At 70.7% G+C, this 11,431-nt stretch carries 9 protein-coding genes; 1 reads left to right on the top strand and 8 read right to left on the bottom strand.

What is annotated here, in order from left to right; genetic code table 11:
* Window positions 1-44 precede the first annotated feature (44 nt).
* Window positions 45-1,496, top strand: a complete 1,452-nt coding sequence (locus AB0I45_RS13195; RefSeq protein ID WP_295689618.1) for a sodium:solute symporter — start codon at window positions 45-47, stop codon at window positions 1,494-1,496.
* Window positions 1,497-1,561: 65 nt separating this feature from the next.
* On the opposite strand, the gene AB0I45_RS13190 is transcribed toward AB0I45_RS13195, so the two are convergent.
* From AB0I45_RS13190 to AB0I45_RS13155, 8 genes are all read right to left on the bottom strand, one after another.
* Window positions 1,562-2,293, bottom strand: a complete 732-nt coding sequence (locus tag AB0I45_RS13190; RefSeq protein ID WP_295689620.1) for a type 1 glutamine amidotransferase — start codon at window positions 2,291-2,293, stop codon at window positions 1,562-1,564.
* A gap of 124 nt (window positions 2,294-2,417) precedes the next feature.
* On the bottom strand, window positions 2,418-3,443 hold the full coding sequence (locus tag AB0I45_RS13185) for a dipeptidase (RefSeq protein ID WP_295689622.1): 1,026 nt from the start codon (window positions 3,441-3,443) through the stop codon (window positions 2,418-2,420).
* A 1-nt stretch (window position 3,444) separates the two neighbouring features.
* Window positions 3,445-4,386, bottom strand: a complete 942-nt coding sequence (locus AB0I45_RS13180; RefSeq protein ID WP_247422944.1) for a serine hydrolase — start codon at window positions 4,384-4,386, stop codon at window positions 3,445-3,447.
* Window positions 4,383-5,372, bottom strand: coding sequence for an LD-carboxypeptidase (locus AB0I45_RS13175; protein ID WP_247422946.1), 990 nt, complete (start codon window positions 5,370-5,372; stop codon window positions 4,383-4,385). The genes AB0I45_RS13180 and AB0I45_RS13175 overlap by 4 nt, the downstream gene beginning before the upstream one ends.
* A gap of 13 nt (window positions 5,373-5,385) precedes the next feature.
* Entirely contained in the window at window positions 5,386-7,176 is a 1,791-nt protein-coding gene (locus AB0I45_RS13170; protein ID WP_247422948.1) for an ABC transporter ATP-binding protein, read from the bottom strand.
* Window positions 7,176-8,078: an ABC transporter permease gene (locus AB0I45_RS13165; RefSeq protein ID WP_175406901.1), complete on the bottom strand. Its 903-nt coding sequence runs from the start codon at window positions 8,076-8,078 to the stop codon at window positions 7,176-7,178. Before AB0I45_RS13165 ends, AB0I45_RS13170 begins: the two co-directional genes overlap by 1 nt.
* 1 nt (window position 8,079) lies before the next feature.
* Window positions 8,080-9,246 carry an ABC transporter permease gene (locus AB0I45_RS13160; RefSeq protein WP_295689629.1) on the bottom strand — a complete coding sequence of 389 codons (1,167 nt, stop codon included), beginning with the start codon at window positions 9,244-9,246 and terminating at the stop codon, window positions 8,080-8,082.
* Window positions 9,247-9,336: 90 nt separating this feature from the next.
* Window positions 9,337-11,190, bottom strand: coding sequence for an ABC transporter substrate-binding protein (locus AB0I45_RS13155; protein WP_295689631.1), 1,854 nt, complete (start codon window positions 11,188-11,190; stop codon window positions 9,337-9,339).
* Window positions 11,191-11,431: the final 241 nt, after the last annotated feature.

Genomic DNA, 11,431 nt, shown 5'->3' with positions numbered 1-11,431 from the left:
AACTCGCCGGACCCGTCGCGGCCGGCCGCACCGAGGAGAATCCCATGGACGTCGCTATCGTCCTGCTGTACCTGGCCGCCATGATCGCCTTCGGGTTCTGGGGGCGGATGCGCGCCAAGAACCAGGAGGACTACCTGGTCGCCGGCCGGCGCCTCGGCCCCGTGCTGTTCACCGGCACCATGGCCGCGGTCGTGCTCGGCGGCGCCTCGACCGTCGGCGGCGTGGGCCTGGGCTACGAGTACGGGCTGTCGGGCATGTGGCTCGTGTTCTGCATCGGCCTGGGCATCGTGCTCCTGTCGCTGCTGTTCGCCCCGAAGATCCAGCGCCTCGAGATCTACACGGTCTCGCAGATGCTCGGGCTGCGCTACGGCTCCGGCTCGCGCCTGGTGTCCGGTCTCATCATGACCGCCTACGGCCTGATGATCTCGACGACCTCGACGGTCGCCTACGGCACGATCTTCCACGCGCTGCTCGGCATCGACCGGGTGCCGGCGATCCTGCTCGGCGGCTCCGTCGTCATCATCTACTCGATGCTCGGCGGCATGTGGTCGATCACCCTGACCGATTTCGTCCAGTTCATCATCCAGACCATCGGCATCTTCCTCATCCTCCTGCCACTCGTCATCACCGAGGCCGGGGGCTTCGGGACGATCGCCGACGAGCTCGGCCCGAGCGCGTTCGATCCGGTGGCGATCGGTCCGGAGTCGATCCTCACGTACTTCCTCATCTACACGCTCGGGCTGCTCATCGGGCAGGACATCTGGCAGCGCGTGTTCACCGCGCGGGCCCCCGGCGTCGCCCGCTGGGGCGGCCTGTCGGCCGGCATCTACTGCTTGTTCTACGCCGTAGCCGGCGCGCTCGTCGGCACCGCGGCCCAGGTCATCGTGCCCGGCATCGAGGTCAGCGACGACGTGTTCGTCGCCGTCGTCGACTCCTCCATGACCCCGGTGCTCGCCGGCCTCGTCCTCGCCGCCGCGCTGTCGGCGGTGATGTCGACGTCCTCGGGCGCGCTGCTCGCCGCCTCGACGGTGTTCCGGCAGGACGTCGTCGAGCCCGTGCTCGCCGATCGCGGCGTCCCGCGCTCGCGCCTCGGCAGCGCGCTGGCGCAGAACCTCGTCAAGGAGACCGGCGACGAGGTCCGCGACTCCCGCCTCTACCTGCTCGGCCTCGGCATCATCTCGGTGATCCTCGCCTGCCTCATGCCGAGCGTCGTCGAAGCCCTCACGGTCGCCTACAACCTGCTCGTGTGCGGCCTATTCGTGCCGATCCTCGGCGGGCTCGTGTGGAAGCGCGGCACGATCACCGGGGTGCTCGCCGGGATGATCGTCGGCTCGCTCACCACGATCATCATCATGGCCACCATGAACATCTTCGCGAACCCGGCGATCTACCTCGGTCTGCTCGCCTCCGCGATCGCCTACGTCGTCGGCTCGCTCGTCTCGAAGCCCACCTCGCCCGAGGTGCTCGCCGCCTGGCGGGAGCGCATCGCCCGCTGACCCGGGCCTCACCCCGACGGGTCGCCGGTGTACGGCCGAGTGTGCGAACTCCTGCGGATCCGCTCTCAGGAACCTTCGGATATCGAGGTCTCGGGGTGGCGCAGCAGGGAGGCGAAGCCGGCGATCATCGCGCGCGCGTCGACCTCGGTCGTCGGCTGCGCGGCGTCGGCCGCGGCGATGAGCTCCTCCTTGTCGAAGCCGAGCGCGGCGAGCTCGTCGGCATTCCAGCTCCGGACGTTCTCCGGGCCGGCCTCGGGGTGGAACTGCAGGCCCCAGGCCGCCTCGCCCAGCCGGAACGCCTGGAGCTCGCAGGCCTCGCTGCGCGCAAGCAGCACCGCGTCCTCGGGCAGCCGGGTGATCCGGTCCACGTGGCTCTCGATGAAGGCCGTCCGGGTCCGCAGGCCGCCGAACAACGGGTCGGCGGCCGCGGCCTCGGTCAGGGTGATCGGTGTCGAGCCCTTCTCCGGGGCTCCGGAGTTCGCTGCGACCGCACCGCCGCCGACGTGCGCGATGAGCTGCCCGCCGAGGCAGATCCCCAGCTGCGGCATCCCCGTCCCGAGCGCCCGGCGCACGAGCTCGGCCTCGCGCGCCAGCCACGGCGCCCCGGCGGTGTCGTCGGGCATGTACCCGCCGCCGAGCATGATGAGGCAGTCGTAGTCGCCCAGCGCCTCGGGTTCGGGGATCGTGCCGGCGGCTCCGACGCGCACGTCGATGTCGAGGTGCTCGTCGATGAGCCACTGCGTGAGGCGCCGGGGGCCGGACTCGATGTCGTTGACGATGAGGAGGACGCGGGGCATGGGGAGGACGGTGCCTTTCGGTCGAGGTGCAGGGTTTCGCAGTACGGGATCTCGATGTGCAGGATTTCGAGGTGCAGGGCGTCGGGGCGCGGGGTTAGGGTGCGCGGAGTACCGGACCCGGCTCTCAGTGGGCGGCGGTGGTGGCGCGGTGGCGGTCGTCGTGGGCCTCGAGCGCGCGCAGCACGTTCTCGGACCCGAGCTTCCGGAGGTCGGCCCCGCTCCAGCCGCGCCCGGCGAGCTCGGTCAGCAGCGCCGGGTACGTCGAGGCGTCGTCGAGCCCGGTGGGCATCGTGTCGGTGCCGCAGAGGTCGCCGCCGAGACCCACGTGGTCGATGCCGACGCGCTCGCGCATCCGGTCGCAGTGGTCGGCGACATCGGCCGGCGTCACCTCCGGCGGCTCCCCCACCTCGCCGGCCTCGACCCACCGGTGGCGGGCGTCGGTGACGAAGGAGGGGACGAACGTCACCATCGCGACTCCCCCGTTGGCGGGCAGCCGGTCGAGGACGTCGGCGGGGATGTTGCGCGGGTGCGGGTTGAGCTCGAAGGCGCACGAGTGGCTGAAGATCACGGGCAGCTCGCTGATGTCGAGCGCCTGGTGCATGACGCTCGGGGCGACGTGCGAGAGGTCGACGATCATCCCGATCCGGTTCATCTCCGCCACGACCTCCCGGCCGAAGTCGGTGAGCCCGCCGTGGCGCGCCTCGTCCGTGGCGGAGTCCGCCCAGCTGTGGGTCGTCGACCACGTCAGGGTCATGTAGCGCACGCCGAGCCGGGCGTACATCCGCAGCACGGACAGGGATTCGTCGATCTGCTGCCCGCCCTCGACGCCGAGCAGCGAGGCGACCCGCCCGGTGCCGGTCGCCGCGCGGATCTGCGCGGCGGTCGGGGCCCAGACGAGGTCGTCCGGGTAGGCGTCGACCATCCGGTGCACGAGGTCGATCTGCTCGAGCGTGGCGCGCACCGCGGCCGGCCCGGTGATCGAGCTGTGGACGTAGACCGACCAGAACTGGGCGCTCACCCCGCCGTCGTGGAGCTGCCCGAGCGTGGTGAAGGGCGAGACGGCGGCGTCGTGGAGGTCCGCGACGGAGCTCCCGCGCGTCTCCCGCAGGTGCCAGGGCAGGTCGTTGTGGCCGTCGAACACGTCGATCATGTCAGTCCTCCGTCGGGGTGCGGTGCGGGTCCTCGGGACCACTCGCAGCGTCCGCCGCGCGCCCGTAGATCTCCGGCTGCAGGTACGCTCCGATGATCTCACCGGCGCGGCGCATCAGCGGCATGACCTCGAGCACCCGGTCGGTGTCGGACTCCCAGTTGGCGAACACCGCATAGGCCACGCGGGATTCCCGCGTCATCGCGACGCCGGCGTCGCAGCGGACGGTGGAATCCGTGCCGGTCTTGTTCCACACCCAGGATCCGCGCGTGTAGTAGTAGTGCGCCAGCGGGTCGGGTTCGAAGGCCGAGGCGACCATCGAGGTGTCCGCGCCGGCCCCGAGCCAGCGGCGCAGCACTTCCGAATGGGCGGCGTCGAACAGCTCGTCGCGGGCGAGCCGGGCCATGAAGTCGGCGATCTCCGCGGCGGTACCGCTCGACAGCCGGGACGGGGCGCCGGCGGGGCGGGGCCAGCGGAGGAAGTCGTGGAGGGCGGAGTCGGTGTACCCGAGCTCGGCGGCGCTCGCAGCGACCCGGTCGAGGCCGACGCGACGCAGGAGCACGTTCGTGCCGAAGTTGTCGCTGAATGCACCGATGAGCATCCCGATGTCGAACACGCTCAGGGAGTCCTGCTGGAGCAGGTACCAGAGCCCGGATTCGTCGACCCGCTCCGAGGGGCGGCGACGGAGCCGTTCGTCGAGGGACAGCTCGCCGCGCTCGACCATCCGCAGGGTCGCGTGGAGGAGGAAGATCTTCGCGATGCTCGCCGTCGACAGCACGCGCTCGGGGGCGTGCGAGAACAGCGTGGTCCCGGTGTCGACGTCATAGGCGAGCGCGGAGAACTCGACCCCGGGCAGTGCGCCGAAGTCGACGTCCGGGAGCGCGCGGGCAGGGATTCCGGGGGTGGGGTTCTCGGGAGTGCGGTCCGGCTGCCGGTCTGCGGTCATGGGGTCTCCTTCGGATCGATGAGGGTGAGGGCGGGTGCGCCGCCGGCCGGGGCGTGGAGGGCGGCGGCGACGCCGAGCGGCACGCTCAGCGCATCCTCGGCGTGGCCGAAGCCGAGCTCCCACACCACCGGGATGCCGAGGGGGCCGAGCACCTCGTGCACGAGCGCCTCGATCTGCGCGACCGACCCGCAGTCCTCCCAGGAGCCGAGCGCGACCGCCCGGGCCCCGTCCGTCCAACCGCTGCGGACGAGCTGGAGGAGGAGGTTGTCGAGGCGGGCGGGCGTCTCGTCGACGTCCTCGAGGAGCACGATGCCGGTCCCGGACGCCACGGGCAGCGGGTTCTCCGGCGCGCCGAGCGAGGCGGCGAGCAGGCTGAGGTTGCCGCCGGTGATCCGGCCGGGCACGGGCGCGCCGTCGGGTGCCGGGATGAGGGTGCGCGCCTCGGGCCCGGCGATGGAACGACCGCGCCATGGCTCGAACAGCCAGGAGCGGACGTCGGCTGCGATCGTCGTGGAGGTGCGGAACACCGCGTTGCCGACCATCGGGCAGAACAGGGTGGGCACCCGCAGATGGTGCGCCCATGCCTGGTGCAGCGCCGTGACGTCGGAGGACCCGGCGAGCAGCTTGGGTCGGCCGTCGGGCCGGGTCGCGTGGGCGGCGAGGCGGGAGAAGTCGAGGCCGTCGAGCAGACGCATCGCCCCGTAGCCGCCGCGCAGGGCGATGACGGCTGAGGTGCGCGGGTCGCACCAGGCGGCCTCGAGGTCGGCGCGGCGCTGCTCGTCGGTGCCGGCGAGGTACGGAAGCTCGGGGTGGACGGCCCGGACGTGCTCACCGACCACCACCTCGAGGCCCCAGCCCTCGAGGGTCGCGAGGGCGTGGTCGAAACCGGCCGCGTCCGTCGGGCTCGATGCCGCGATGAGGTGCACCCGGTCCCCGGGGACGAGCGGCGGGGAATCGAGGTACGCCTCGGCGGCGGTGCGATTCATACGGTGCCCCCGTTCACTCGCTCACCCGGTCGAGCCGGAAGCTCGGGACCGCGCCGAGCAGCGTGCGCGTGTACTCGTGCTGGGGGTCGAGGAGGACGTCCTCGACCGGTCCGCGCTCGACGATCCGCCCCTCGTACATCACGGCGACGGTGTCGGCGATGTTCCACGCCAGCCCGAGGTCGTGGGTGATGACGAGCGCGGTGAGCCCGAGCCGGCGGCGCAGCTCGAGGATGAGCGACAGGATCTCCCCGCGCACGGACGCGTCGAGGCTCGCCACGGGCTCGTCGGCGATGAGAACCTCGGGGTCGAGGGCGAGCGCCCCGGCGATGACGACGCGCTGCCGCTGGCCGCCGGAGAGCTCCTGCGGGATCGACTCGAGGTAGTCCTCCGCCGGGGTCATCTCCGTGTTCGTCAGCGCTTCGATGACGCGGGCGCGCTCGTCGCCGGTGAAGTGCTGCACGCGCAGGCCCTCGGCGACGGACTCGTAGACGCTGAGCTTGGGGTTGAGCGAGCCGGACGGGTCCTGGAGGATCATCTGCACCTCCTTGCGGAAGGCGCGCAGGTCCTTGGGCCGGCGGCTCAGCGGCTTCCCGCGGAACCGGATCTCCGAACCGGGGTCGGTCTCCTGGAGGCCGAGCAGGCTGCGGGCGAGCGTCGTCTTCCCGCAGCCGGACTGGCCGACGACGGCGAGGATCTCACCGCGGTGGAGGGCGAGGTCGACGTCGCGCACCGCGCGCACATGGCGGCCGCGGGCGGAGAAGGAGACATTGAGGTTCTTCGCCTCGAGCACGACCTCGTCGGTCATGGTGAACTCCGCGGCGCCCGCACCGGCGGCCGCGCCGGGTGCGGCCCCGACCTCGGCAGCGGATCCCGTGCCGGCCTCGGTACCGGTTCCGGCACCGGCACCGGCCCCCGCCCCTGATCCGGCAGCGGTTCCCGCCTCGGCACCGGCCCCGGCGGCGGGGGCGATCCGGGCCGGGTTGCGGGTCACCGGATTGAGCCGGGAGTACCGGTCCCCGATCGTCGGGAACGCCTCGGCGAGCTGCCGGGTGTAGGCCTCCTCGGGGTCGGCGCAGACGACCGCGGAGTCGCCGATCTCGACGATCTCCCCGTCCTTCATGATCGCCAGGCGCTCGCACACCTCGGCGAGCACGGAGAGGTCGTGGGAGATCATGAGGAGGGTGATCCCGCGGTCGGCGACGAGACGCTGGAGCACCTGGAGGACCTGCCGCTGGACGATGACGTCGAGTGCGGTGGTGGGCTCGTCGGCGATGATGACGTGCGGCTCGCAGGCGAGCGCCATCGCGATCATCACCCGCTGCTTCTGCCCGCCGGACAGCTCGTGCGGGTACGCCTTGGCCTTGTCGGCGCTGAGGTCGACCTGCGCGAGGAGCTCGTGCATCCGGGCCGTGCGCTCCTCCTTCGTGCGCCAGCCGTCCTTGACGTGGAGCTCGAGCGCCTCGAGGATCTGCCGGCCCACGGTGCGCACCGGGTTGAGGGAGTGGAGCGCCCCCTGGAACACGATCGAGGCGTCCGACCAGCGCAGGGCGCGCAGCTCACCGAAGTTGAGCTCGCCGAGGTCCCGGCCGCCGACGAGCACCGTCCCGGTGAGCGTCGCGTTCGACGGGAGCAGCCGGAGCAGGCTGAGGATGAGCGTGGACTTCCCGGACCCGGATTCCCCGGCGATGCCGAGCGTGCCGCCGGCGGGCACGGTGAGGGACACGCCGCGCACCGCGGCGATCTCGCCGCGCCGGGTGTTCGAGGAATAGCGGATCGTGACGTCGTCGAAGACGATCTCCTGCATCAGCGGCTCCTCAGGGTCGGGTTGGCGATCGACTCGAAGGCACGGCCGACGAGGGTGAAGGCGAGCACCACGATGACGATCGCGACGCCCGGGGTGAGGATGTACCACCAGTAGCCGCTCGTCGCCGCGGACACGTCCATCGCGTTCTTGAGGATCGTGCCCCAGGACTGCTGGGTGGTGTCGCCCAGGCCCAGGAACGCCAGGGTCGATTCGGCGATGATCGCGGTCCCGACGGTGAGCGTGGTGTTCGCCATGACGAGCGGGAGCACGGCCGGGAACAGGTGCTTGACGATGATGTGCCAGTGTCCGGCGCCGAGCACGCGGGCGCGCTCGATGTAGAGGCGCGACTCCGCGGACAGGGTCTGGGCGCGCACGACGCGCGCGGTGCCCGCCCACGAGGTGATGCCGATCGCGAGCACGATCGTCCACACCCCACGGTCGAGCACGGAGGACAGGACGATCGCGAGCAGCAGCGAGGGCAGGACGAGGAAGAAGTCGATGATGCGCATGATGAGGCCGCCGAGGAACCCGGTGAAGTGGCCGGCGGCCATGCCCATGATCGTGCCGATGATCATCGACATCGCGGTCGCGGCGAGCCCGACGAGCAGAGAGACGCGCGCACCCCACACCATCCGCACCCACAGCTCGCGGCCGTAGTTGTCGGTGCCGAGCAGGTGCTCGGCCGAGGGCGGGGCGTAGCGCGGCTGGTCGAGCTGCTGGGTGACGTCGAGCATCGAGCGGTCGGCGATGACGGGCGCGAGGATCGCGATGAGCGACACGATGACGAGGACGACGGCGCCGAACACGCCGGCCGGGTCCTGGAGGAACATCTTCCAGGCGCGTCCGGCGGCGGCCTTGCGGCGGTTGAAGGCGACGGCGCGCGGTGACAGGACGGTGGACATCTCAGGCCCTCCTGACGCGGGGATCGAGCTGGCGGTAGAGGAGGTCGGCGATGAGGTTCATCACGATGATCGCGGCGGAGAACACGACGAACGTGCCCTGCAGGAGCGGCAGGTCGGGGCCGCTGATCGCCTCGTAGGTGAGCTTGCCCAGCCCCGGCCAGGAGAACACGGTCTCCACCGTCACCGCGCCGGCGATGAGTCCGCCGATGTGCATGAACACGAGGGTGACGGTGGGCAGCAGGGCGTTGGGCACCGCGTGCTTGCGGCGCACGCCGTCCTCGTTGAGACCCTTGGCGCGGGCGGTGGTGAGGTAGTCCGCGCTCATCTCCTCGAGCAGGGAGGCGCGCATGACGAGGAGGTACTGGGCGTAGATCACCGCGACCATGGTGATGACCGGGAGGATGAGGTGCTCGGCGACGTCGATGACGTAGGCGAAGGTGCCGGGTTCGACGCCGGGCGAGACCATGCCGCCGGTGGGCAGCCACTGGAGCGTGCCGCCGAACACCATGAGGAGGATGAGCGCGAGCCAGAAGGTCGGCACCGACCACAGGATGAGCGAGGTGCCGGTGGTGGCCTTGTCGAACAGCGAGTTGCGCTTCCAGGCGGCGAGCTGCCCCATCCACAGGCCGAGCACGATCGCGATGATCGCCGCGGTGCCGGTGAGGAGCAGGGTGGGCCAGGCGTACTGCGCGATGAGCGAGCTCACCGACTGCTGGTAGACGTAGCTCTCCCCCATGTCCCCGGTGAAGATCCCGGTGAGGTAGTCCCAGAACTGGACGAGGAGCGGCTGATCGAGGCCGTACTCGGCGCGCAGCGCTGCGACCTGCTCGGCGGTCATCGGTCGTTCGCGGGCGATCTTGGCGACGGGATCCCCGGGCAGGATCCGGAACGCGAAGAAGCCGAGGAGGATCACCATGAGCATGCTGATCGCGGCTCCCCCGAGCTTGCGGCCGAAGTAGGCCAGGAACGAGGTGCCGGCCGGCGGCTCGTCGATGTCCTGGGAAGCGATGTCCTGGGGAGCACCGTTCCGGGGAGCGATGTCCTGGGGAGCACCGGGGGCGGGGCCCCGCGTGGGATCCTCGCCGGCCGCGGTGCGCGGCTCCGCGACGGCCGGATCGCCGACGTGCGGGTCGACGGGCGGCTCGGCGGACGGGGGGTTGGCTGACACTTCTGACTCCAATCGGTGCGGCGCCCTCAGGGGCGCGGCACAGCGGTCCGGCGCCCGATCACCGGGGTGGTCGGGCGCCGGACGGTGACATCAGGCGCGGTCGTCGGCGCTCTTGCGGCGGGTGAGGGCGAAGATCACCACTCCCACACCGGCGAGCACGGCGATGCCGATGCCGATCCAGGCTCCGGTGCCGAGGCCGCCGGACTCACCGCCGGACTCGCCGCTCACGGGCTCGACCGTGTAGAAGCCCCAGTAGCCGGCCTGACCGGCGATCATGCCGTCGGCCTCGGGCTGGGTGGTGAAGCCGTCGAAGCGGTCCGAGCGGTAGGCCTCGAGCGCCTGCGGGTACCACAGGGCGATCTGCGCGGTGTCGGTGTAGTTGAGGCGCAGCGCCTCGCGCACGAGCTCCTCGCGGGCTCCCTCGTCGAGCTCGGTGTGCTGCTGGGCGTAGAGCTCGTCGAACTCCGGGTTGCAGTAGCCGTCCTGCGAGGACGGTCCGTTGCCCTCGGCGTCGGGACGCGAGGCGCAGGTGTTGATGCCGAGCTGGTAGTCCGGGTCCGGGTTGATGCTCCAGCCGGTGATGTACATGTCGTAGTCCCCGGCCAGGGTGCGGCTGGAGATCGTGTCGGCATCGGACGCCTCGACCTCGAGCTCGACGCCGAGGTCGGCGAGCCACGGACCGAGGAACTCGCCGATCGCCTGCTCGGGCTGGGAGGCGGAGTCGACGAGGAGTCGCAGGGAGAGCTTCTCGCCGTCCTTCTCGCGGATGCCGTCGGCACCCTCGGTCCAGCCGGCGTCCTCGAGGGTCTGCTTCGCGGCCTCGACGTCGTGCTCGAGGATGGCCTCGTCGTCCTCCGGCAGGTGCCACTTGGGGAACGCCGAGGGGATGAAGCTCGTCGCCGGGTCGGCATAGCCCTGCATGACCTGCTCGCGCAGGGTGTCGATGTCGATGCCCTGGCGCAGCGCCTGGCGCACCGCGACGTCCGTGAGGGCCTCGTTGCCGGTGCCGTAGGACTCGCCCTCGGGGGTCTCCGCACCGGAGTTGATGCTGATGGAGGTGTAGCGGCGGCCGGTGCCGGCGTTGATCTCGACGTTGTCCGCCCCCTCGAGCGCGGTGACCTGCTCCGGGGTGAGCCCGGTGATGAAGTCGACCTCGCCGGAGCGCAGCGCCTGCACCTGGGCGTCGGAGTTCGTGTAGTAGATGTACTGGATCGTGTCGATCTGCGGGGCGCCGCGCCAGAAGTTCGGGTTGGCCTTGAGCGTGATCGACTGGTTGGGCTCGTAGCTCTCGAGGACGAACGGGCCGGAGCCGACGACGTCGGTGTCGCCCGGGTCGCCGACCGCATCCTCCTTGGCCGACCACACGTGCTCGGGGACGACGGGGATCTCGGTGCCGGGGTTCGGCGCCTGCGGCTCGGTCAGGGTGATGACGACCGTGGAGTCGTCGGGTGCCTCGACGGTGTCGAAGTTCTGCACGAGGCTGCCGTTGGCCGCGCCCATGCCCGCCGGGTCCTCCATCATCTGGGTGTAGGTGTAGACGACGTCCTCGGCGGTGATCGGTTCGTCATCGGACCACTTCATGCCCTCACGCAGGGTGAAGGTCCAGGTCATGCCGTCCTCGCTCGTCTCCCACGACTCGGCGAGACCCTCGGTGGGCGAGCCGTCCTTCGCGTCGTACTGGACGAGGTTCTCGTAGACGTAGCGGTTGATGCCCGTCGAGGTGAGGTAGATCGTGGTGAAGGGGTTGAAGCTGTCGATCTGGCCGGCGGTCGCGATCCGCAGGGTCTTCTCCTCGGCCGGGGCGTCGATCGCGCCCTCCGTGGACTCCTCGGTGGCGGCCGAGGCGATCGGGGCGACCCCGGGAGCCAGCGCGAGCACAGTGGCGGCGGCGACCGCAGTCACCATCCGCGGTAGACGGGGGAAGCGGATGCGTGACATCGTCATGGGGTCTCCTTATGAGCTACTTCACATCGAACACAGACGAACCTACAGTGCGCGGGCCTGTGCTTCAAGCAGCGACGCGAACAGGTCGACCTGCGTGAGTTCCCGATGAAACCCCACGTGAGAGCGCAATTTTAGAAGGTTCCTGAGAGCCGGCGTCATACAGTCATCGCAACACTCGTTGTCAGGGTAGGTGCGAAAGGGGTTGTGTGATGGTCGGGTCGAGGAATGCGGGCAGGGTCGG

It is taken from the genome of Brevibacterium sp. NPDC049920, from assembly GCF_040656435.1.
Taxonomy (GTDB): Bacteria; Actinomycetota; Actinomycetes; order Actinomycetales; family Brevibacteriaceae; genus Brevibacterium; species Brevibacterium pityocampae.
This window is presented reverse-complemented; position numbering and strand designations above follow the sequence as displayed.

What these genes read in the sequence shown, in the direction of transcription:
- AB0I45_RS13165 (WP_175406901.1), bottom strand. Translation starts at nt 8,078, where the DNA reads ATGTCCACCGTCCTGTCACCGCGCGCCGTCGCCTTCAACCGCCGCAAG.
- AB0I45_RS13195 (WP_295689618.1), top strand. Translation starts at nt 45, where the DNA reads ATGGACGTCGCTATCGTCCTGCTGTACCTGGCCGCCATGATCGCCTTC.
- AB0I45_RS13185 (WP_295689622.1), bottom strand. Translation starts at nt 3,443, where the DNA reads ATGATCGACGTGTTCGACGGCCACAACGACCTGCCCTGGCACCTGCGG.
- AB0I45_RS13170 (WP_247422948.1), bottom strand. Translation starts at nt 7,176, where the DNA reads ATGCAGGAGATCGTCTTCGACGACGTCACGATCCGCTATTCCTCGAAC.
- AB0I45_RS13175 (WP_247422946.1), bottom strand. Translation starts at nt 5,372, where the DNA reads ATGAATCGCACCGCCGCCGAGGCGTACCTCGATTCCCCGCCGCTCGTC.
- AB0I45_RS13190 (WP_295689620.1), bottom strand. Translation starts at nt 2,293, where the DNA reads ATGCCCCGCGTCCTCCTCATCGTCAACGACATCGAGTCCGGCCCCCGG.
- AB0I45_RS13180 (WP_247422944.1), bottom strand. Translation starts at nt 4,386, where the DNA reads ATGACCGCAGACCGGCAGCCGGACCGCACTCCCGAGAACCCCACCCCC.
- AB0I45_RS13155 (WP_295689631.1), bottom strand. Translation starts at nt 11,190, where the DNA reads ATGACGATGTCACGCATCCGCTTCCCCCGTCTACCGCGGATGGTGACT.